General features: G+C 65.8%; 18 protein-coding genes and 10 tRNA genes. 4 read left to right on the top strand and 24 right to left on the bottom strand.

The window, feature by feature from the left end; translation table 11 throughout:
* Positions 1–9: 9 nt before the first annotated feature.
* The 3 genes from AC5P56_RS17690 to AC5P56_RS17700 are packed head-to-tail and all read right to left on the bottom strand — an operon-like array spanning position 10 to position 1,912.
* The gene (locus AC5P56_RS17690) at positions 10–399 is read right to left on the bottom strand and encodes a nuclear transport factor 2 family protein (RefSeq protein WP_049440697.1); all 390 of its coding nucleotides are present in this window, start codon (positions 397–399) and stop codon (positions 10–12) included.
* A complete protein-coding gene (locus AC5P56_RS17695) occupies positions 396–1,163 on the bottom strand; it encodes an MBL fold metallo-hydrolase (protein ID WP_014646162.1) in 768 nt (255 codons plus the stop codon). Before AC5P56_RS17695 ends, AC5P56_RS17690 begins: the two co-directional genes overlap by 4 nt.
* Positions 1,163–1,912 carry a 3-deoxy-D-manno-octulosonic acid kinase gene (locus AC5P56_RS17700; protein WP_032958195.1) on the bottom strand — a complete coding sequence of 250 codons (750 nt, stop codon included), beginning with the start codon at positions 1,910–1,912 and terminating at the stop codon, positions 1,163–1,165. Before AC5P56_RS17700 ends, AC5P56_RS17695 begins: the two co-directional genes overlap by 1 nt.
* Positions 1,913–1,932: 20 nt before the next feature.
* Here AC5P56_RS17700 and AC5P56_RS17705 point away from each other — a divergent pair, with 20 nt between their 5' ends.
* Positions 1,933–2,979, top strand: a complete 1,047-nt coding sequence (locus AC5P56_RS17705) for a glycosyltransferase family 9 protein (protein WP_046429133.1) — start codon at positions 1,933–1,935, stop codon at positions 2,977–2,979.
* An 18-nt stretch (positions 2,980–2,997) separates the two neighbouring features.
* Here AC5P56_RS17705 and AC5P56_RS17710 read toward each other — a convergent pair whose 3' ends face one another.
* Both AC5P56_RS17710 and AC5P56_RS17715 read right to left on the bottom strand, forming a co-directional pair.
* Positions 2,998–3,402 (bottom strand): DUF6165 family protein, encoded by a 405-nt coding sequence (locus AC5P56_RS17710; protein WP_014646159.1) that lies wholly within the window; start codon positions 3,400–3,402, stop codon positions 2,998–3,000.
* 312 nt (positions 3,403–3,714) lie between these two features.
* Positions 3,715–3,805: transfer RNA gene (locus AC5P56_RS17715), tRNA-Ser, on the bottom strand.
* Between the two features lie 165 nt (positions 3,806–3,970).
* Between AC5P56_RS17715 and AC5P56_RS17720 the strand changes: the two genes are divergently transcribed.
* Positions 3,971–4,675 (top strand): PP2C family protein-serine/threonine phosphatase, encoded by a 705-nt coding sequence (locus tag AC5P56_RS17720; RefSeq protein WP_014036153.1) that lies wholly within the window; start codon positions 3,971–3,973, stop codon positions 4,673–4,675.
* Between the two features lie 111 nt (positions 4,676–4,786).
* Here AC5P56_RS17720 and dnaQ read toward each other — a convergent pair whose 3' ends face one another.
* Genes dnaQ through AC5P56_RS17735 form a run of 3 tightly spaced genes read right to left on the bottom strand, consistent with a single transcriptional unit; the run spans position 4,787 to position 6,632 of the window.
* Positions 4,787–5,518: a DNA polymerase III subunit epsilon gene (gene dnaQ, locus AC5P56_RS17725; RefSeq protein WP_014036152.1), complete on the bottom strand. Its 732-nt coding sequence runs from the start codon at positions 5,516–5,518 to the stop codon at positions 4,787–4,789.
* A 4-nt stretch (positions 5,519–5,522) separates the two neighbouring features.
* Complete coding sequence (gene rnhA / locus AC5P56_RS17730) at positions 5,523–5,975, bottom strand: ribonuclease HI (protein ID WP_014646157.1); 453 nt, start codon at positions 5,973–5,975, stop codon at positions 5,523–5,525.
* A gap of 12 nt (positions 5,976–5,987) precedes the next feature.
* A complete protein-coding gene (locus tag AC5P56_RS17735; RefSeq protein ID WP_041863105.1) occupies positions 5,988–6,632 on the bottom strand; it encodes a methyltransferase domain-containing protein in 645 nt (214 codons plus the stop codon).
* Between the two features lie 11 nt (positions 6,633–6,643).
* Here AC5P56_RS17735 and gloB point away from each other — a divergent pair, with 11 nt between their 5' ends.
* Entirely contained in the window at positions 6,644–7,408 is a 765-nt protein-coding gene (gloB, locus tag AC5P56_RS17740; protein ID WP_014646155.1) for a hydroxyacylglutathione hydrolase, read from the top strand.
* Positions 7,405–8,607, top strand: a complete 1,203-nt coding sequence (locus AC5P56_RS17745; RefSeq protein WP_046429131.1) for a lytic transglycosylase domain-containing protein — start codon at positions 7,405–7,407, stop codon at positions 8,605–8,607. The genes gloB and AC5P56_RS17745 overlap by 4 nt, the downstream gene beginning before the upstream one ends.
* Positions 8,608–8,782: 175 nt before the next feature.
* Here AC5P56_RS17745 and AC5P56_RS17750 read toward each other — a convergent pair whose 3' ends face one another.
* The 16 genes from AC5P56_RS17750 to AC5P56_RS17825 all read right to left on the bottom strand — a co-directional run bounded on the left by AC5P56_RS17750 (position 8,783) and on the right by AC5P56_RS17825 (position 19,616).
* A complete protein-coding gene (locus AC5P56_RS17750; protein ID WP_014646101.1) occupies positions 8,783–10,738 on the bottom strand; it encodes a peptidyl-prolyl cis-trans isomerase in 1,956 nt (651 codons plus the stop codon).
* Positions 10,739–10,919: 181 nt separating this feature from the next.
* Positions 10,920–10,996 (bottom strand) — tRNA-Asp (locus tag AC5P56_RS17755).
* Positions 10,997–11,102: 106 nt separating this feature from the next.
* A tRNA-Asp gene (locus tag AC5P56_RS17760) sits at positions 11,103–11,179 on the bottom strand.
* 87 nt (positions 11,180–11,266) lie between these two features.
* Positions 11,267–11,343 (bottom strand) — tRNA-Asp (locus AC5P56_RS17765).
* A gap of 82 nt (positions 11,344–11,425) precedes the next feature.
* Positions 11,426–11,502, bottom strand: a tRNA-Asp gene (locus AC5P56_RS17770).
* Positions 11,503–11,528: 26 nt separating this feature from the next.
* A tRNA-Val gene (locus AC5P56_RS17775) sits at positions 11,529–11,603 on the bottom strand.
* 11 nt (positions 11,604–11,614) lie between these two features.
* The gene (locus AC5P56_RS17780; protein WP_004146343.1) at positions 11,615–11,887 is read right to left on the bottom strand and encodes an HU family DNA-binding protein; all 273 of its coding nucleotides are present in this window, start codon (positions 11,885–11,887) and stop codon (positions 11,615–11,617) included.
* 219 nt (positions 11,888–12,106) lie between these two features.
* Positions 12,107–14,554: an endopeptidase La gene (gene lon / locus AC5P56_RS17785; RefSeq protein ID WP_014646100.1), complete on the bottom strand. Its 2,448-nt coding sequence runs from the start codon at positions 14,552–14,554 to the stop codon at positions 12,107–12,109.
* A gap of 143 nt (positions 14,555–14,697) precedes the next feature.
* Entirely contained in the window at positions 14,698–15,987 is a 1,290-nt protein-coding gene (clpX, locus tag AC5P56_RS17790; protein ID WP_014646099.1) for an ATP-dependent Clp protease ATP-binding subunit ClpX, read from the bottom strand.
* A 126-nt stretch (positions 15,988–16,113) separates the two neighbouring features.
* Positions 16,114–16,740 (bottom strand): ATP-dependent Clp endopeptidase proteolytic subunit ClpP, encoded by a 627-nt coding sequence (clpP, locus tag AC5P56_RS17795; RefSeq protein ID WP_019659528.1) that lies wholly within the window; start codon positions 16,738–16,740, stop codon positions 16,114–16,116.
* Positions 16,741–16,814: 74 nt separating this feature from the next.
* The gene (tig, locus tag AC5P56_RS17800; RefSeq protein ID WP_032961818.1) at positions 16,815–18,110 is read right to left on the bottom strand and encodes a trigger factor; all 1,296 of its coding nucleotides are present in this window, start codon (positions 18,108–18,110) and stop codon (positions 16,815–16,817) included.
* A gap of 189 nt (positions 18,111–18,299) precedes the next feature.
* A tRNA-Leu gene (locus AC5P56_RS17805) sits at positions 18,300–18,384 on the bottom strand.
* Between the two features lie 139 nt (positions 18,385–18,523).
* Positions 18,524–18,892 carry a hypothetical protein gene (locus tag AC5P56_RS17810; RefSeq protein ID WP_111205354.1) on the bottom strand — a complete coding sequence of 123 codons (369 nt, stop codon included), beginning with the start codon at positions 18,890–18,892 and terminating at the stop codon, positions 18,524–18,526.
* Between the two features lie 220 nt (positions 18,893–19,112).
* Positions 19,113–19,188: transfer RNA gene (locus tag AC5P56_RS17815), tRNA-Lys, on the bottom strand.
* Positions 19,189–19,384: 196 nt separating this feature from the next.
* Positions 19,385–19,460: transfer RNA gene (locus AC5P56_RS17820), tRNA-Lys, on the bottom strand.
* Between the two features lie 79 nt (positions 19,461–19,539).
* Positions 19,540–19,616 (bottom strand) — tRNA-His (locus AC5P56_RS17825).
* Positions 19,617–19,668: the final 52 nt, after the last annotated feature.

Below are 19,668 nucleotides of genomic sequence, written 5' to 3' on the forward strand. Positions count from 1 at the left end.
GGCGCCGCGCTACCCTGCCTCGGGCGTGCCCTGGTGGAACACCATGCGCCATCTGTCCCCGTGCCGGCGCCACAGCGAACTGCGCAGCACCCAGTGCTGCAGCTGCCCATCAAGGTGATGGCGGCTGCGGTAGCGCACCTGGGCCAGGTCCTGCGACAGCAGCCAGACGGCGTACTGCTCCGATTCGATCTGCACCTGGGCACGCTCCAGCGGAATCTCCACCAGCGCGGCCGCACGGTCGTAGCACTGGCCGGAGCTGCCGATCTCGCTGAAATCCTCATCCAGCAATGCGGCCAGTTGCTCGCGGTCGGCACGCACCTGCGGCGCATGCAGTGCGCGCTCCAGCGCCTCCAGCCCGGCAGCCAACGCCGCATCTGCGGGCTGGCCGGTACCGCTCACGGCGGGTCCTGGACCAGCACGTGCGGGGCGGTCGGGCTCGCCAGCGGCACGCACTGCCCCGGCTGCGCCACGCGGTGCCCACGCGCAGCCAGCGCCAGACCATCGGCCGCGCTGGCGTAGTGGTACAGCATCATCCGCGCCTGCAGTTCGGCGCTGTACTCACGCTCCAGATCGTCCACGCCGGTATGCGAGGGATTGCCGTGCAGGCCGCAATCGTGAGCGATCAGTTCGTTGTCACTGGCAAAGCGTGCCAGCATCTCCGGAATCGGCCGGGTATCGCCGCTCCAGGTCAGCGCGCCCTGCAGGCGCAGGCCATAGGCCGTCTCCGGCCAGTGGTGGCGCACCGGAAACACTTCCAGGCGCACGCCCTCGTGCCAGAACGCCTCGCCCACCACGATCAGCTGGAAGGCATCCCAGAAGTTCGCACCGCCCTCGGCCAGCACGTTCGGGTAATCCCCGATGCGCTTGTGCAGCAGCGGAACCACCGTGGCGGGCACGTACAGGCGCACCTTGCCGCGCCGGTGCGCATTGAAGAAGGTATCCACGAACAGGCGCTCGAAGCCGGCCACGTGGTCCAGGTGCACATGGGTGACGAACAGCGCCTGCGGCATCTGCCCGTAGTGCGCCTTGAACGCGGTCAGGCCTTCGCCACCACAATCGATGGTCAGCCATGGGCGCCCATCGCGCTCGATCACCGACATCGGCGACCCCAGCTCGACCGCCGACGCATTGCCGACGCCGAGGAAACGCAACGCCCAGTCCATCAGGTGCCCCGGTTCCAGGCCATGTCATAGGCACGGCGCAGCCGCGCGTAGTCCTTCTGCACGTCTTCCACGCTGCGCTCGCCGCGCAGCTTGATCAGCGAGCGCAGCAGGCGCTTGAGGTTGCGCTCGCGCCAGGCGGTCGCCGGGATGCGGATCACGCCGCGGTCGAAATCGATCAGCCAGCCATGGCCGCTGCCATCGAACAGGATGTTGTGCGCGTTGAGATCGGCATGGTCCAGGCCGGCACGATGGAAACGGGCAATCAGGCGCCCGGTCTCCTCCCAGGGAGCCCCCCGGCCGGCCACCAGTGCGCGGTCGGCCAGCGAGCGCACGCCCTCGATCCGCTCCATCAGGATCGCCGCCCGGTAGCGCAGGCCCTCGCGCATGTAGAACGCGGCGATCGGCCGTGGCACCGGCAGCTTTTTCTCGCGCAGGGCGCGCATCAGGCGGAATTCGGCGAAGCTGCGGGTCCGGTCCGAGCCGCGCCAGAGGTACTGGTCATGGCTGATACGGGCCGCCATGCCGCCGCGCAGATAGTGGCGCAGCACGCTGGCACCGAACGGCGCATCGACGAACCAGGCGCTGCCGCGGCCGCCCTCGCCCACCGGCCGGGCCCTGCTGCCCCAGTGCTGGGGCGAGAACAGGCCGATCTCGGCTTGCCGCAGCCGCTCGCGGTCGAACAGAATGGCCCCGATGCCGCGACCCTCGCGGCATGGCGTCAGCGCTTCATTGGCGTCGAATGCGACCATTTCATTGAGTCTAACAACACATGGCATCAGCGTCCTCCTCCTTGTGCCTCCTGCGCCTGTCCGCACTTGGCGATGTCACCCACGTGGTGCCCCTGGTGCGTACCCTGCAGGCCGCGCGCCCGGACACGCCGATCCACTGGATCATCGACAAGGTCGGCCACAAGCTGCTCGACGGCCTGCCCGGCGTCACCTTCCATGCCTACGACAAGAAGAGCGGCATGGCCGGGGTCAAGGAACTGCGCAGGCAGCTGCCGCCGGGGCGCTTCGAAGCGCTGCTGCAGATGCAGGTCGCGTTCCGCGCCAACCTGCTGTCGGCCTTCATTCCGGCCGAGCGCCGCATCGGCTACGACCGCAGCCGCTCGAAGGACCTGCATGGGCTTTTCATCAACGAACGCATTCCCGACCGTCCGGGCATCCATGTGCTCGATGCCATCGGCAGCTTCTGCGAACCGCTGGGCCTGCGCCAGACCGAGGTCAGCTGGGACCTGGCCGTGCCGCAGTCGGCATATGAGTGGGCCGCCGCGCAGTGGCACGACGATGGTCGCCCGGTGCTGATGATCTCGCCGTGCTCCAGCCACGTGCGCCGCAACTGGTACGCCGACCGCTACGCCGCCGTGGCCAACCACGCGGTCACGCGCGGCTGGCAGGTGGTGCTGTGCGGCGGCCGCAGCGAACTTGAGCGCAGCATGGCCGACGCCATCCAGGCACAGCTGCACACGCCGGCGCTGGACCTGGTAGGCAAGGACACGCTGAAGCAGCTGCCCGCCCTGCTGGCCCGCGCCAACCTGGTGATGACGCCCGATTCCGGCCCGATGCACATCGCCAACGCGATGGGCGCCAAGGTGCTGGGCCTGCATGCGGCCAGCAATCCGAACCGCAGCGGCCCGTACTCGGATCGTCGCTATTGCGTGGACCGCTACGACGATGCGGCACGCAAGTACCTCGCCAAGCAGGCCACCGATCTGAAGTGGGGCACCAAGATCGAGTTCGACGATGTGATGGAACTGATCACCGTGGAAGACGGTATCGCTGCCTTCGAACGCTACGTCGCCGACCACCTGGGGTGAGCGGCAGGCCGCCCGGGATTACACGCGCTGCGCGTAATCCTGATAGGACTTCTCCTCCACGTACGCCGAGCCCAGCGCCAGGTTGATCGCCTTCTTGATGCGCGCGCGTTCGTCATTGCGCAGGTACACGCTGCGCGCCAGGTCGATGAAGCCCTGGTCGAACGCCTGCGCCTTCTCCTTCAGCCGGATGTCGTCCTCGATTTCCCACAGCTGCTCGTTGACCACCTTCAGCTCGGCACGCAGCCTGGCGATGTCCTTCACGGCCGCCGGGTGCGCCATCCAGGTCTGCTCCAGCGCCGACAGCTCCCTGCGCACGTTGGCCAGCTTGCCCTCGTCGCTGATGCGCTCGGACTTGATCTGCAGGATCGAAATCTTGTCCAGCAGCTCGCCGAAAGAAACGGGAACGAGGATTTCAGCGGTCATGGGGAAAAGCTCCAGCAGGTGATGCGTACATGGTAACCCGCAGCGTCCGCACGGATATCCCCGGTAGATCCACGTCATGCGTGGATGAGCCTGCCAGCAGGAACAGCATCCACGCACCGCGCGGATCTCAGTGATGCATCTGGAGGACCAAGCCCCTCTGTTGAGGGGCTGCCCCGACAGGGGCGGGGAGAGGCCGGCAAAGGGAGGGGCCCACGCGTTGCGCAGCAACGTGTGGGGCGACGCGCAGAGCGCGTCGCGTCCCGCGCCAGATAAAGAAAAAGGGCTGCCTTTCGGCAGCCCTTTTTCTTTATCTGGCGGAGAGGGGGGGATTCGAACCCCCGAGGCGCTATAAACGCCTGCCTGATTTCGAGTCAGGTACATTCAACCACTCTGCCACCTCTCCGGGTGGTCCCCGGCGGACCGGGGACGCGCATCATACGAGGAAGTCAGGCCGACGACAAGTCATTCCGGTCAATGAAGTGAAAATTTCCTGGATGCATGCCTTGCCGGATGCCCGCAGCCCCCCGATGATGCCTGTCTCCCCAGCAATACCCCGCCCCTGCACACCATGATCGAATTCGGACACCTCACCCACCCCGGCCTGCGCCGCGAGCTCAACGAAGACACCTACTACGGTGACAGCGAGCTGGCCCTGTGGCTGGTGGCCGATGGCATGGGCGGCCACGCCTGCGGCGAGGTGGCCAGCGCGCTGGCGCGCGAAACCATCGTGCGCGAGATCCGCCGTGGCGCGCCGCTGGCCCAGGCCATCCGCACCGCCGACGAAGAGATCATCCGCGCCTCGCGGCGGCGCAACGACACCCTGCCGATGGGTACCACCGTGGTCGCCGCACGCGTGCAGGGCAATCGCTATGAAGTGGCATGGGTCGGCGACAGCCGTGCCTACCTCTGGCGTGACGGCCAGCTGGCACAGCTCAGCCAGGATCACAGCGTGGTGCAGGAACTGGTCGCGCAGGGCAACCTGACGGCCGAACAGGCACGCGCGCATCCACATCGCAACGTGGTCACCCAGGCGCTGGGCGTCACCGATCCGGCACATCTGAACGTGGCCACCACCAGCGGCGAGCTGCGCCCCGGCATGCAGCTGCTGCTGTGCAGTGACGGCCTGACCGAGGAAGTGGACGACCGCGGCATCGCCCGCACCCTCGCCTTCGAGGATGCAAGCGCACAGGAATGCGTGGACACGCTGGTCGCCGCCGCGCTCGACGGCGGTGGCCGCGACAACATCAGCGTGATCCTGGTGCGCTGCCATTAACCCGTAGATCCACGCCATGCGTGGAGGCGGTAGTGCCGGCCGCTGGCCGGCTCACCGGGAAACGTGTTCACGCAGATGCCGGCCAGCGGCCGGCACTACCTCTTCCAGGCATTACGCGCTGGCGGGCTCTTCCACCTTCGGCCCATCCCACAGTGCGTGGCCGGCCTTCTTGCGCAGCCGCTCCAGCCGCGCGGCATGCGCTTCCAGCTCCGACGGCGTGGCCACTACGCGCGGACGCGGCAGCAGCTTGCTGGTATCGAAGGCCTGCAGCGCCGCACCGGCGCCACCGCCATCGTCATCCCCCAGGCCGAATCCGATCTCTTCCTGCCCCGAGGTCAGCGCGATGTACACGTCGCCCAGGATCTGCGCATCGAGCAGGCCGCCATGCAGCGCACGGTGCGAGTTGTCAACGCCCAGCCGCTTGCACAGCGCATCCAGCGAATTGCGCTGGCCCGGGAAGCGCTCGCGCGCCATCACCAGGGTATCGATCACCGTGCAGCGATCGGTGATCTTCCCGTACTGCGGGCCCAGCAGCGACAGCTCGTTGTCGAGGAAGCCCAGGTCGAACGCCGCGTTGTGGATGATCAGCTCGGCGCCATCGATGAAGGCCAGGAACTCATCGGCGATCTGCGCGAAGTCCGGCTTGTCAGCCAGGAACTCCAGGGTCAGGCCGGTGACTTCCTGCGCGCCCTGTTCGAACTCGCAGTCCGGCTTGATGTACTGGTGGTAGTTGTTGCCGGTCGGGCGGCGCTTGAACAGCTCCACGCAGCCGATTTCGACGATGCGGTTGCCCTTCTTCCATTCCAGGCCGGTGGTTTCGGTATCGAGGATGATCTGACGCATGGCCTCAGTTTACCGGGCTGGCGTCGCGGATCTGGATGGCCGCGTTGCGCGCCAGCGTATCCACCCGCTCGTTGTCCGGGTCACCGGAGTGGCCCTTTACCCAGCGCCAGTCGATCTGATGCCGCAGCGTCGCGGCATGCAGGCGCTCCCACAGCTCGCGGTTCTTCACCGGGTCGCCGCCGGCGGTCTTCCAGTTCTTGCGGATCCAGCCGGGCAGCCACTGCGTCAGGCCCTGCCGCACGTACTGCGAATCGGTATAGAGCACGATGTTGCAGGGCTCGGTGAGCGTCTCCAACCCGGAAATGGCCGCCATCAGCTCCATCCGGTTGTTGGTGGTGTGCGCTTCGCCGCCGCTCAGTTCACGCTCGTGGCCCTTGTAGCGCAGCAGCGCAGCCCAGCCGCCGGGGCCGGGATTGCCAAGGCAGGAACCGTCGGTGTGGATTTCGATGGTTTTCAATACAACTCCAGATCAGGTGGCAACGGTGCCGAGCCAACGCACCGGCAACGGTTTCGGCCCGGGCAGGGCCAGCGTGCGCTTTTCAGCATGGAACAGGCAGGCCGCGCGCAGCGGCGCCCAACCGCCCGTGCGGCGACTGCCTGCACCGCGCCAGAGCGGGCCGAGGTAACGCATATCGTCGCACTCCAGCCCGTGGCGGCCGAGCAGCAGGCGGATCCGCTGTGGCGTGCGCACCACCAGTCCGTGCTGGCGCCAATGCGTGCGGTAAGGGCTGAACGGGTTGAGGCTGCTCAGCCACAGGTGGCCGCCCGGCATCAGCACGCGCTCGCACTCGTCCAGCAGTCGCTCCGCATCGCCCGCGGTCACATGCTGCAGCACGACCGCGTTGACGCTCTCGCTGGCCAGCGGCAGCGGCAGCGCACAGCGGGTGTCGCCGGCATAGCCCTGGCCCTGCCGGAACAGCCGCAGCCCGCGCCCGCCCAGCTGCGCATCCTCCAGCCAGGCCGCACTCGGTGCGATCCACAGCCAGGGCTGCGTCGGCAGGACAGACAGCTGCGGCAGCAGCAACTGCCGCTCCAGCACGCGCAAGGAGCCCGCCGGTTCAGTGTCGAACCACGGGGCCTGGCTCGCTTGACGGGTGCTCTGCAGCGCGGGCATGGTCCAATTCTATGCGACTGACTGCCCTGCCCGCATTTGCGGACAACTACATCTGGACGTTGATCGACGACGCTGGCGCCGCCGTGGTCGTCGATCCCGGCGATGCCGCGCCGGTGCTTGCGCTGGCCGATCAGGGCCTGCGCGTGGACACGATCCTGCTCACCCATCACCACGATGACCACATCGGTGGCGTGCCCGCGTTGCAGGCACGTTTTCCCGGTGTACGGGTCATCGCGCCCGTCGAGGAGCGCATCCCTGCAGCGACCGAGCGGGTCGGCGAAGGTGAACGCGTTCAGGCACTGGGCCGGACGTTCCACGTACTATCCGTGCCCGGGCATACCCGCAGCCACATCGCGTTTCACACTGCTGAACATCTTTTCAGCGGAGATTCGTTGTTCAGCCTGGGCTGTGGACGCCTGTTCGAAGGTACGCCGTCCCAGCTGCTGGCATCGATGCGCAAGCTGGGTACCTTGCCCGCGCAACTGCTGCTTTGTTGCGCCCACGAGTACACCGTGTCAAATGCCGTCTTCGCGCGGCATGTCGACCCCGCCAACGCTGCCCTGTGGCAGCGCCAAGAGGAGGCTTTGGCCATGCGCCGCGATGACCGTTCCACCCTGCCGGTAACCCTGGCCAACGAATTCGACTGCAATCCGTTCCTGCGTGTGCACACGGCGCCGATCCGCGCGGCAGTGTCGGCGCACCTGGGCCGCGACGTCGTTGACGACGTCGACGTCATGGCCGGTCTCCGGCACTGGAAAGACGGCTTCCGCGCATGATGCGCCGAAGTCTGCCGCTGGCCCTGGGCCTGGTCCTGGGGCTGGCCGGAACCGCCGGTGCCCAGTCGCTGGGCGCGGGCATCGGCCAGAACCTGGCCGCCGCGGCGGCCCTGCCGCTGGATCCGGCCGCGTTGCCGGCCGCGTCGGTCCGCAATGGCCAGGAGATCTTCTCCAGCTTCCGCGACGGCCTGGCCGAGCCCACCTGCAATGCCGAGGCCACCAGCCCGCGCTGGCAGAAGCAGTTCGCCCACGCCCCGTCGCGCCTGGCCAACCAGGATGACGATGCGCTGGTGCTGTTCGGCTACGTGGTTGAAGAGCTGCGCAAGGCCAACCTGCCTACCGAATTCGCACTGATCCCGTTCGTGGAAAGCGGCTACCGGCCCAATGCCCGCAATGGCAGCGGCCCGACCGGCCTGTGGCAGTTCATCGCCACCACCGCACGCAACCACCGCGTGCCCATGGCCAACGGCTACGACGGCCGCCTGTCGGCAGTCGATTCCACCCAGGCCGCAGTGCGCTACCTGAAGACCCTGCACGGCATGTTCGGCGGCGACTGGCGCCTGGCCACCATGGCCTACAACGCCGGTGAGTACCGCGTGTTGCAGTCCATGCGCAAGGCGGGCATGAACGCGCAGAACGCCAAGCCGTCGGCGCTGCCCGGCCTGTCGCCGGTCACCCATGCCTACGTCGAGAAGCTGCATGCCCTGGCCTGCGTGCTGGAAGACGTGGAAGACCAGCCGGGCGTGATGGCCTCGCTGGACCGCACCGTGCCGGTGCTGAAGGACCACACCCTGCCCGCCGGCACCAGCGTCCAGCAGTGGGCCGCACAGCGCGCCCTGGACCCGGCCAGGATCGCCCGCCTCAACCCCGCCCTGGCGGGCGGTGGCCGCGCCTCGTCGGGTACCACCCGCGTGCTGGCTCCTGTCTCGGCTGCCAATGCGACGGTGGCGGACACCGCATCCGCCCTGGTCGCCAGCGCTGCGCCAGTCGCCACCGCAGCACCGACGCCGCAGGTGGCCAAGACCGTCGCCGCGATCGCTGATCGTCCGCGCAGCCGCCGCCACACCGTGCGTGATGGCGAGTCGGCCTGGACCATCGCCCGCCGCTACGGCATGCCGGTCAAGGCCCTGTTGTCGCTGAACGGCCTGAGCGGCAGCAGCGTGCTGAAGCCGGGCGCCGTGCTGCGCGTGGAAGACTGAGTCCGGCGCGGCACCGCCGCGCCCTGCCCTGTTTCCTGCAGAGCCGAGCCCTTGCTCGGCTTTTTCATGCCTGCGCCCGGCAGACGCAGTCGAGCATGGCTCGACGCTACACATCGGCAGGCACAAAAAAAGGCCCGGCAGTGCCGGGCCTTTCTCATGGATGCAGCCGCAAGGCTTACAGGTTCGCCTCGGTGGTCTGGATCACGAACTTCTTGCGCATCGCCTCGATGTAGGCCTTGGCCGCGGCCATGCCATCGATCTGGCTCAGCTGTTCCTTCAGCTGCTTCTGCTGCTCTGCAGTCACTTCCTTGATGTCGCCCGGATTGACCTTGTTCACCGCGAACAGCAGCGCGTGGCCATTGACGTCGACCTTGCCATAGCTCGGCTTGCCTTCGGCCGGCACCGGCGCACTGAAGATCGCGCGGTTGATTTCCGGGGTCGGCACCGGCTGGCTGCGCGGCAGGCCCGGCATCGGGCTCAGCTGCAGCTTCTCGCTGGCGGCCAGCGACTGCAGGGTGGCACCCGCCTTCAGCTTGGCCAGGATCGCATCGGCCGCCTTGTCGCTGGCCTGGCGCTGGCGGTCAGCGCGGATCGCGGCGATCACCTGGTCACGAGCCTTGTCCAGCGGCAGGGCCTGTTCCGGGGTGTGCGCAGCCACGCGGATGACCACGCTGTGGTTGGTCGCGCCCCCCAGGGCGATCGGGTCACTGGCGGTACCGTCCTGCACCAGCACGTCGGAGAACGCCGCACGCAGCACGGCCGGGTCAGCCGCGATGCCACTGGCGGTCGCGCGGGTGATCGGGCCCAGCGTCTGCAGCGGCAGGTTCACTTCCTTGGCGGCAGCGGCCAGATCGCTCGGGCTCTTGTTGATGGCATCGACCAAGCGACCGGCCAGCTCGTTGAAGCCGCGCTCACCGTCGGCCTTCAGCTGTTCGGCGGCCAGCGTGTCACGCACTTCCTCGAACGACTTGCCCTGGCCACCGCGCACAGCGGCCACCTTGATGATGTGGTAACCGAACTCGGTCTTCACCGGGCCGATCACGTCACCGGCCTTGGCCGCAAACAGCGCGTCCTCGAACGGCTTCACCATCGCACCGCGCTCGACCCAACCCAGGTCACCGCCCTGGTCCTTGGAGCCCGGATCTTCCGAATTGGCCTTGGCCAGCGCGCCGAAATCGGCACCAGCGGCCTTGGCTTCGGCAGCGATCCTGTTCGCCTTGGCTTCTGCACCGTCACCGGTGATCAGGATGTGCGAGGCCTGGCGCTGCTCCGGCGAGGTGAACTTCGCCTTCTCGTCTTCATAGCGCTTGCGCAGGGTGGCTTCATCGGCCGCCGCCGGTGCCGGCAGGTTCGCGCCGTTGATCTCGACGTACTCCAGCGACACGCTCTCGGCCTGGCGGAAATCCTTGCCGTGGCTGTCGTACCACTGCTTGATCTGCTCATCGGTCACCGGCGCGGTATCGGCCGGTACGGGCGGCAACGCGGCCAGCTCGACGTCGCGGGTTTCGCCCAGCAGCTTCAACAGGCGCTCGGTCTCGGCCTGGGTGACGAAGCCGGAGCTCTGCAGGCCCGACGGAATCACCGACTGCTGCAGGCTCTCGCGCACCAGCTCCTGGAACTGGGTCGGCGTACGCGGCGGGTTGCCGCCGGCCAGGGCCAGGCGATAGTTGTTCTCGTTGAACTTGCCGTTCGAATCGAGGAATGCGGGCATGGTCGCGATGTACTCGCGCACCGCGCCGTCGCCGATCACCACGCCCGCCTGCTCACCGACCAGGCGCACGACCTGCTCGTCGATCAGCTGGTCGAGCACGGCCATCTTGTTCTCGGTGCTCTCGAACGCGCGCGGGTCGAAGTTGTCGCCCTGCTGCTGGCGCTCACGCATGCGCTCCTGCTCGAAACGCGTGCGGAAATCCTGCGAGCTGATCTCGTGGTGCTGCCACAGCATGCGCACCGGCCACCACGACGGCGCCGAACGCCACCAGGTCGGCGGCGCGGAAACCTTGGCCACGTTCTGTGCGCCAACGCCACCGAGGTAGCTGTTGTCGATCACGAACAGGAACGGAATCATCAGCAGCCCCAGGATCACAGTGACGATCCAGCCTGAGGTCTTGTCGCGGAGTTTCTGCAGCATGGTGAGGAATCACAAGGCCTTATTGGCGAGCCCGGCAGTGTAACCCGCTTCGCCGCAGGGACCAAAAGCAGCGCCAGCGCGGCCTGCGCCCACATCGGCAGGCATGCGCCATCCGCGTGTCGACCATTTCCACCATGGCGCAAAGAAAAAGCCCCCGGCTTGCGCCGAGGGCTTTTGAAGTTGGCGGAGCGGACGGGACTCGAACCCGCGACCTCCGGCGTGACAGGCCAGCATTCTAACCAGCTGAACTACCGCTCCGCGCTTGAACTTTGCAGGCGCCCAGTATATCCGAAGACTCCCTGGAAACCCAGCCCGATGAACACTTTTTTCAAAGTTTTTTCACAGGGACTTAAGAATTCTGCAATGGCGGAGCGGACGGGACTCGAACCCGCGACCTCCGGCGTGACAGGCCAGCATTCTAACCAGCTGAACTACCGCTCCGTTCTTGCAAAAACCTTTTCGCCTTCCTTCCGAACCTGTCGGTGAGAAGACAAGGCCCCCAGCTTCAGGCCGGGGGCCTCGATGTAGTGGCGGAGCGGACGGGACTCGAACCCGCGACCTCCGGCGTGACAGGCCAGCATTCTAACCAGCTGAACTACCGCTCCGCGTTGTTACCTTTTTTGCTTTCAGCCGGCCTGGACCGGGAGAAAACAAAGCCTCCAGCTTTTGGCCGGAGGCCTCGTTGAATGGCGGAGCGGACGGGACTCGAACCCGCGACCTCCGGCGTGACAGGCCAGCATTCTAACCAGCTGAACTACCGCTCCACACTCAAACTTTTACCGCGGTGCTGTGGTGGGTGCTGAGGGTTTCGAACCCCCGACCCTCTCCGTGTAAAGGAGACGCTCTACCGCTGAGCTAAGCACCCCAGCGAGCCGCTTAGTTTACAGCATCCTTCAGGGCCTTACCAGCCTTGAACGACGGATTCTTCGAAGCAGCGATCTTGATGGTGTCGCCGGTCTTCGGGTTGCGGCCGGTGCGGGCAGCACGGTCGCGGACCTGGAAGGTACCGAAGCCAACCAGGGTGACCGCATCGCCGTCCTTCAGCGCCTTGGTGACGGCAGCAACGACGGCATCGACAGCGCGGCTGGACTCGGCCTTGGTCAGGTCTGCAGCTTCAGCAACGGCATCGATCAATTCGGTCTTGTTCATTCTCTACAACTCCTTTGGCGGTGGGTTCCGCTTATTCGACAGGGAAGCAACCGCACGCGCTCTGCATGCGGCCGCCATGTGGAAACGGTTCGCCGAATTCAGCGATCGCCAGACTGCGATCACTCATTCGCGAGTGCTGCTTTTATACCAGTGGCCCTACCCCCACGCAAGCTGGAAAGCCAGCAACGACGCGGGTTTCGGGCCATTGGACAGCGCGCGTCAATGCTTGACGCGCGCGTTTCCACTCGGTTTGGCCTTGCTGCGCACCGTGACACGTTGCGCACTCTTGCGCGCCTTCTTCGGTGCCAACGGACGCTCCAGCGCCAGGTCCAGGACTTCTTCGATGTACTTCACCGGCACGATCTCCAGATCGCGGGTGACGTTGGCCGGGATGTCGGCCAGGTCCTTGCGGTTCTCCTCGGGAATGATGACCGTGCGGATTCCGCCACGCAGTGCGGCCAGCAGCTTCTCCTTCAGTCCACCGATGGCCGTGACGCGACCACGCAGGGTGATTTCGCCGGTCATCGCCACGTCGGCACGCACCGGCACCTTGGTCAGCATCGATACCAGCGAGGTGACCATCGCCGCGCCGGCACTCGGGCCGTCCTTCGGCGTAGCGCCATCGGGCACATGCAGGTGCACGTCGTGCTTCTGCAGGAAGTCGCTGTCGATGCCGAAGCCGACGGCGCGCGAACGCACCACCGACAGCGCCGCTGAAGCCGATTCCTTCATCACGTTGCCGAGCTGGCCGGTCAGGATCAGCTGGCCCTTGCCCGGCACCAGCGTCGATTCGATCTGCAGCAGATCGCCACCCACCTCGGTCCAGGCCAGGCCGGTGACCAGGCCGATCTCGTTCTCTTCCTCGGCACGGCCGAAGTCGAAGCGACGCACGCCCAGGTACTTGTCCAGGTTCTTGCTGGACACGCTCACCAGCGCCTTCTTCTTCGCGCCCTTCTTCGCCTTCACCGGCTGCGGGCCGGCCAGCGCGATCTCCTTCACCACCTTGCGGCAGATCTTGGCGATCTCGCGTTCCAGGTTGCGCACGCCCGACTCGCGCGTGTAGTAGCGCACGATGTCCTGGATGGCGTCACTGCCGATCTCCAGCTCTTCCGGCTGCAGGCCGTTGGCCTTGACCTGCTTGGGCACCAGGTAACGGGTGGCGATGTTGAGCTTCTCATCCTCGGTGTAGCCGGGGATGCGGATCACTTCCATGCGGTCCAGCAGCGGACCGGGAATGTTGAGCGAGTTCGAGGTGGCCACGAACATCACTTCAGACAGGTCCAGGTCCACTTCCAGGTAGTGGTCGTTGAACGCGTTGTTCTGCTCAGGGTCGAGCACTTCCAGCAACGCCGAGGACGGATCGCCGCGGAAGTCCATCGACATCTTGTCGATCTCGTCGAGCACGAACAGCGGGTTCTTGCTGCCGACCTTGTTGAGGTTCTGCACGATGCGGCCCGGCATCGAACCGACGTAGGTGCGACGGTGGCCACGGATCTCGGCCTCGTCACGCACGCCGCCCAGCGACATGCGCACGAACTTGCGGTTGGTGGCCTTGGCGATGGACTGTCCCAGCGAGGTCTTGCCCACGCCCGGCGGCCCGACCAGGCACAGGATCGGGCCCTTCATCTGCTTCACGCGCGACTGCACCGCCAGGTATTCAAGGATGCGTTCCTTGACCTTCTCCAGCCCGTAGTGATCGGCATCGAGGGTGTCCTGCGCCACCTTCAGGTCCTTGCGCACCTTGCTGCGCTTCTTCCACGGCACGCCCAGCAACCACTCCAGGTAGTTGCGCACGACCGCCGCTTCGGCCGACATCGGCGACATCTGCTTGAGCTTGTTCAGCTCGTTGCGCGCCTTGGCTTCAACGGCCTTCGGCATGCCGGCCTCGGCGATCTTGCGCGCCAGCTCTTCCAGCTCGCCAGGCGCATCGTCCAGGTCACCCAGTTCCTTCTGGATGGCCTTCATCTGTTCGTTGAGGTAGTACTCGCGCTGGCTCTTCTCCATCTGCGACTTCACGCGGCCGCGGATGCGCTTCTCCATCTGCTGCACGTCGATCTCGCCGTCGACCAGGCCGACCAGCATCTCCAGGCGGTCACCGACGGCCAGCGTTTCCAGCAGGCGCTGCTTGTCGGCCAGGCGCACGCTGATGTGCGCGGCGATGGTGTCGGCCAGGCGCGCCGGCTCATCGATGCCCGACAGCGTCTGCAGCAGTTCCGGCGGCAGCTTGCGGTTGGTCTTCACGTACTGCTCGAACAGCGACATCAGCGAGCGGGCGATCGCCTCGACCTCGCGCGCTTCGCGCTCGTCGCTGGCGTCGATCTCCACGGCCTGGCCGTGCAGCGAGCCGTTGCGCTCGTCAACGTGGGTGACCTGCACGCGCGACAGGCCTTCGACCAGCACCTTGATGGTGCCGTCGGGCAGCTTCAGCAGCTGCAGCACCTGCGCCAGCGTACCGACCTGGTAGAGGTCGGCCGCATGCGGGTCGTCGGTTTCGGCCGACTTCTGCGCCAGCAGCAGGATGCGCTTGTCCGCCTCCATTGCCTGTTCGAGCGCGTGCATGGACTTGTCACGGCCGACGAACAGCGGAATGACCATGTGCGGGAACACCACTACGTCGCGCAGCGGCAGGACCGGCAGGTCGAGGGTTTCACTTGGGGAACGGGCCATGGGGGCTCCAGGGAAGGGGGAAAACCGCCTCCGGGAGGGCATCTTCCGGAGACAAAAAAAGCCGATGGCCCCGTTATGGGGCCATCGGCTTTCAGATGCAAGGCATTCCTTGAAAATCCTTTCCAATCAACAACCTGGAAGGATCACTCGGCGCCTGCGGCCTTCTGTTCAGGGACCGCCGGGGTCTGGTAGATCAGGTACGGCTCGGACTTGTGCTCGATCACCGATTCGTCCACCACCACCTTGCTGACGTTTTCCTGCGACGGCAGGTCGTACATGGTGTCCAGCAGGACCGATTCGACGATGGTGCGCAGGCCACGGGCACCGGTCTTGCGCTTGAGCGCCTTCCTGGCGATGGCCGACAACGCGTCCGGACGGAACTCCAGCTCGACGTTCTCCATCTCGAACAGCTTCTTGAACTGCTTGGTGATGGCGTTCTTCGGCTCGGTCAGGATCTTGATCAGGGCCGGCTCGTCCAGCTCCTCCAGGGTCGCCACCACCGGCAGGCGGCCGACGAACTCCGGAATCAGGCCGAACTTGATCAGGTCTTCCGGCTCGACTTCGGCCAGCACCTTGCCCACTTCCTGCTTGCGCTCGCTGCTCTTCACCTTGGCGCCGAAGCCGATGCTGCCGACGTCGGTGGAACGGGCCTGGATCACCTTGTCCAGCCCGGCGAACGCGCCGCCGCAGATGAACAGGATGTTCTTGGTGTCCACCTGCAGGAATTCCTGCTGCGGATGCTTGCGCCCGCCCTGCGGCGGAACGCTGGCCACGGTGCCTTCGATCAGCTTCAGCAGGGCCTGCTGCACGCCTTCGCCGGACACATCGCGGGTGATCGACGGGTTCTCGCTCTTGCGCGAGATCTTGTCGATTTCATCGATGTAGACGATGCCCTGCTGTGCCTTCTCGACGTCGTAGTCGCACTTCTGCAGCAGCTTCTGGATGATGTTCTCCACGTCCTCGCCCACGTAACCGGCTTCGGTCAGCGTGGTGGCGTCGGCCATGGTGAACGGCACGTTGAGCAGGCGGGCCAGGGTTTCGGCCAGCAGCGTCTTGCCCGAACCGGTCGGGCCGACCAGCAGGATGTTCGACTTCGCCAGTTCGACGTCGTCGTTCTTCTGCCGGCTCTCGATGCGCTTGTAGTGGTTGTACACGGCCACGGCCAAGGTGCGCTTGGCGCGGTTCTGGCCGATCACGTACTGGTCGAGGACCTCGAGGATCTCGCGCGGCTTGGGCAGCGAACTGCGCGCCGACTGCGCCTTTTCCTCAAGTTCCTCACGGATGATGTCGTTGCACAGCTCCACGCACTCATCGCAGATGAATACGCTCGGACCCGCAATCAGCTTGCGCACTTCATGCTGGCTCTTGCCGCAGAAAGAGCAGTAGAGGATCTTGCCGGTGTCCGTGGAACGACCTTGGCGGTCTTCGCTCATGCTTCGCTTACCCAGTTACCCCACCCGCTGAACGGGGGTTCGATTCGAGAATAGCACAGGGCCGAGGGGACACCAGTCCCGCCCGACCCTGCAGGAACGGGGCCTCCCTGGCCCCGTGAAGGCCGGTCAACCGGCCTGGATCGACTCATCCGGACGACGCTCCAGGACCTGGTCGACCAGACCGTAGGCCTGCGCCTCGAAGGCGCTCTTGAAGTTGTCGCGCTCGGTGTCGCGGGCGATCGTCTCCAGCGACTGGCCGGTGTGCTTGGCCAGGATCTCGTTCAGGCGCGAACGCAGGGTCAGGATCTCACGCGCGTGGATGTCGATGTCGGTGGCCTGGCCCTGGTAGCCGCCCAGCGGCTGGTGGATCATCACACGCGAGTTCGGCAGCGCATAGCGCTTGCCGGCTTCGCCCGCGGCCAGCAGCAGGGCGCCCATCGAGGCGGCCTGGCCGATGCAGGTGGTGCTCACATTCGGCTTGATGTACTGCATGGTGTCGTAGATCGCCATGCCGGCGGTGACCACGCCACCCGGCGAGTTGATGTAGATGTTGATGTCCTTTTCCGGGTTCTCCGATTCCAGGAACAGCAACTGCGCCACCACCACGTTGGCCATGTGATCGTCGATCGGGCCCACGAGGAAGATCAGGCGCTCCTTCAACAGGCGCGAATAGATGTCGTAGGCACGCTCGCCGCGGCTGGTCTGCTCGACCACCATCGGAACCAGGTTCAGGGCTTTGGTTCGGTTGTCCATTACGTGAGGTACCTATCTTGGGGGGCAACAACCCCGCGCCGGCAAAGGCGCGGGGCATCCGGTGATCCGCCGGCTTACTGGCGGATCGCGTCCTGGAACGACAGCTTCTCTTCGGTGTGCTGGGCACGCTCGGCGATCCAGTCGATCACCTGCTCTTCCATCACACGGTTCTGCAGGCCAGACATCAGCTGGGGGTCGTTGCGGTACATCTCAATGACCTGCTCCGGCTCTTCGTAGGTCGAGGCGATCAGACGCATCGTTTCGTTCAGGCGCTTGGCTTCCAGGCGCAGGTCGTTGATGCGGGCCACTTCACCGACCAGCAGGCCGACCAGCACGCGCTTGGCGGCGGCGTCCTTGAAGCCTTCGTGGGCATCGGCCGGGATCTCGCCGACGTTCTGGCCGTTGCGGCGCAGCTGCTCGACCTGCTGGGCCAGCATGGCGCGGGCTTCGTTCTCGACCAGGCGCGGCGGCATTTCCACCGACGAGTAGGCCGCGATCAGCTGCTCGCCCACTTCGCGGCGCAGGCGGTTCATCAGCGCGCCCTTCAGCTCACGCTCCAGATTGGCACGGATGTCGCTGCGGAACTGCTCGACGTCGCCCCCCTTCACGCCGAAGCTCTTGATGAAGGCTTCGTCGACCGCCGGCACGACCGGCTCGGACACTTCGGCAACCTTGACGGTGACCTGCACGGTCTTGCCGGCCAGCACCGGCACGCGCCAGTCAGCCGGGAACTCGACGTCCAGGGTCTTCTCTTCGCCCTTGGCCAGGCCGACCAGGCCCTTTTCGATGGTGTCGAACATCATGCCCTGGCCGAGCACGATCGAACCCTTCTCGGTGCCCTCGGCCGGCAGGCGCTCTTCGCCGGCCTGCGACCAGGTTTCCACCGCGACCAGGTCACCGTCCTGCGCGCCACGGCTGACCGGGGCCCAGGTGCGACGCTGGTTCTGCAGGTTCTCGATCATCTGGTCGATGTCGGCGTCGGTGATCTCGGCGGTGTGGCGCACGACGGTCAGCTTGCTGACGTCGATGTCGCCGAAGTCCGGCACCACTTCCACGGTGGCCACGAAGGAGAACTCACCCTCGTCGCCCTTGTCGATGCGCGGGCTGCCGACGACGCGCAGGTCGTGCTCGCGCACGGCCGCGTCGAAGGTCTCGCGCAGCAGGCCGTCCAGCGCCTCGCCACGGACCTGCGCGCCGAAGCGCTGCTCGATCACCTTGGCCGGCACCTTGCCCGGACGGAACCCCTTGATGCGGGTGGTACGGGCGATTTCGCCCAGGCGGCCGGCGATGTGGCTCTGCAGACGCTCTTCCGGCAGCGAGAAGCTCAGGCGGCGTTCCAGGTTGCCGGTGGATTCGATCGAAGCTTGCATGTTGACTCCTGCCACCGGTGGCCCAGGCCCCCGGCTCGATGATTGGGATGAAACGGTTGTTAGGACACGACGTCTGGGACGCGCCTGCTTGCCGCAGCCCTTTAGTTTCGCCCAATTCGGCCTGCACTGCCAGCGCGTGCCGGTCAAGGGGGCGCCGATGGCCCGATCAGGGCGGGGACAGGCCGGCACTGGTGCGAAAGGGGGGACTCGAACCCCCACGCCTTGCGGCACTGGAACCTAAATCCAGGGCGTCTACCAATTCCGCCACTTTCGCGTGGCCGGCACAGGTGTTCATTGTCGCAGGCGGCGACTGGAATCGGAAGGCCTGCACAAAGCTGAATCCACTACGCTCCGCGCCATCGCTGCATCGCGGCCAGCCCGGCGGGTGCGCGACCCGCCGGGCTGGCCGCAGCCTACTGCTGCGGTACCGTGCGGGCCGGCGCCGCGCCTGAGCCCGGGTCGACGGCCGCATCCACCTTCCGGACCTCCACGCCCCCATCGTCGGTGCGACGCAGGGCCACCGACGCCGGCGCAGCCCTGCGCACATCCACCGAACCGTCCGCATTGCGCTGTACGTCCACCGCGCCGGGCAGGACCTCCCCCTCCGCGGGCCGGGCCGGCCGCAACTGCATGGCGTCGTCGATCTGGCGCGCCGGAATGCGCTCTGCGCCCGGATCACGCTCGACAGCCTGCGCGGGATCATTGCCCGGCGTGCAGGCCGCCAGTGCCATCAACGCGAAGGGAATCCACACCGTGCCGTGCAATCGAGTGATCTCAGCCATCAACATCTTCCTTCCTGCATGCGCCATCGGCGCGGAAGATCTATTGGGTGCGATGCAGGACGCCATGCGGTGAGAAGCAGTGCACAGCATTGAAAACACTGATGACGCGTATGCCCCTGATTTCAGCACTGCTTCAGTAGATCCACGCCATGCGTGGATGAAGCGCAACCCGGCGTGCGGGCAAGAAAAAAGCCACCTGGATGACCAAGTGGCTTTCGTCTGGTGGGCTGTCAAGGATTCGAACCTTGGACCTATTGATTAAGAGTCAACTGCTCTACCAACTGAGCTAACAGCCCGAAATCGGGGCGCGAATTATGACCCGATCCGCTCGGTGGGTGCAAGCACTTTCTTCAACATCGTTGAAACCAGCACTGCGATCCCGATGCGTTGCAGATCCACGCCAGGCGGGGCCCTGCAACGTGTGGCCCATTGAAACGAAAGGGTCACACCTATAAGAAAAAAGCCACCTGGCGTACCAGGTGGCTTCCGTCTTGGTGGGCCGTCAAGGATTCGAACCTTGGACCTATTGATTAAGAGTCAACTGCTCTACCAACTGAGCTAACGGCCCGTGGAACTCAGACGCACATTGTAGCGTGCTTTCTGTTTATTGCAATACCGTTTCGGCTGCGCCGATGCGGTTGAATCAGTGGGGTGGCTGAGGGGATTCGAACCCCCGACCACCGGAATCACAATCCGGTACTCTAACCAACTGAGCTACAGCCACCACTGAAACTTTCGCTCCACCGCCGATACCGCCAGCACTGGAACCTTGAAAC

The sequence above is a fragment of the Stenotrophomonas sp. YJH_SMC_131 genome (genome assembly GCF_059367975.1).

Bases quoted from the DNA above. Each gene is read 5' to 3' on its own strand.
- AC5P56_RS17735 (WP_041863105.1), bottom strand. From the start codon at position 6,632: ATGCCCGCGCTGCAGAGCACCCGTCAAGCGAGCCAGGCCCCGTGGTTC.
- dnaQ (WP_014036152.1), bottom strand. From the start codon at position 5,518: ATGCGTCAGATCATCCTCGATACCGAAACCACCGGCCTGGAATGGAAG.
- clpP (WP_019659528.1), bottom strand. From the start codon at position 16,740: ATGGACAACCGAACCAAAGCCCTGAACCTGGTTCCGATGGTGGTCGAG.
- AC5P56_RS17780 (WP_004146343.1), bottom strand. From the start codon at position 11,887: ATGAACAAGACCGAATTGATCGATGCCGTTGCTGAAGCTGCAGACCTG.
- tig (WP_032961818.1), bottom strand. From the start codon at position 18,110: ATGCAAGCTTCGATCGAATCCACCGGCAACCTGGAACGCCGCCTGAGC.
- clpX (WP_014646099.1), bottom strand. From the start codon at position 15,987: ATGAGCGAAGACCGCCAAGGTCGTTCCACGGACACCGGCAAGATCCTC.
- AC5P56_RS17695 (WP_014646162.1), bottom strand. From the start codon at position 1,163: ATGGACTGGGCGTTGCGTTTCCTCGGCGTCGGCAATGCGTCGGCGGTC.
- AC5P56_RS17700 (WP_032958195.1), bottom strand. From the start codon at position 1,912: ATGGTCGCATTCGACGCCAATGAAGCGCTGACGCCATGCCGCGAGGGT.
- AC5P56_RS17710 (WP_014646159.1), bottom strand. From the start codon at position 3,402: ATGACCGCTGAAATCCTCGTTCCCGTTTCTTTCGGCGAGCTGCTGGAC.
- AC5P56_RS17750 (WP_014646101.1), bottom strand. From the start codon at position 10,738: ATGCTGCAGAAACTCCGCGACAAGACCTCAGGCTGGATCGTCACTGTG.
- lon (WP_014646100.1), bottom strand. From the start codon at position 14,554: ATGGCCCGTTCCCCAAGTGAAACCCTCGACCTGCCGGTCCTGCCGCTG.
- AC5P56_RS17745 (WP_046429131.1), top strand. From the start codon at position 7,405: ATGATGCGCCGAAGTCTGCCGCTGGCCCTGGGCCTGGTCCTGGGGCTG.
- AC5P56_RS17705 (WP_046429133.1), top strand. From the start codon at position 1,933: ATGGCATCAGCGTCCTCCTCCTTGTGCCTCCTGCGCCTGTCCGCACTT.
- AC5P56_RS17810 (WP_111205354.1), bottom strand. From the start codon at position 18,892: ATGGCTGAGATCACTCGATTGCACGGCACGGTGTGGATTCCCTTCGCG.
- gloB (WP_014646155.1), top strand. From the start codon at position 6,644: ATGCGACTGACTGCCCTGCCCGCATTTGCGGACAACTACATCTGGACG.
- AC5P56_RS17720 (WP_014036153.1), top strand. From the start codon at position 3,971: ATGATCGAATTCGGACACCTCACCCACCCCGGCCTGCGCCGCGAGCTC.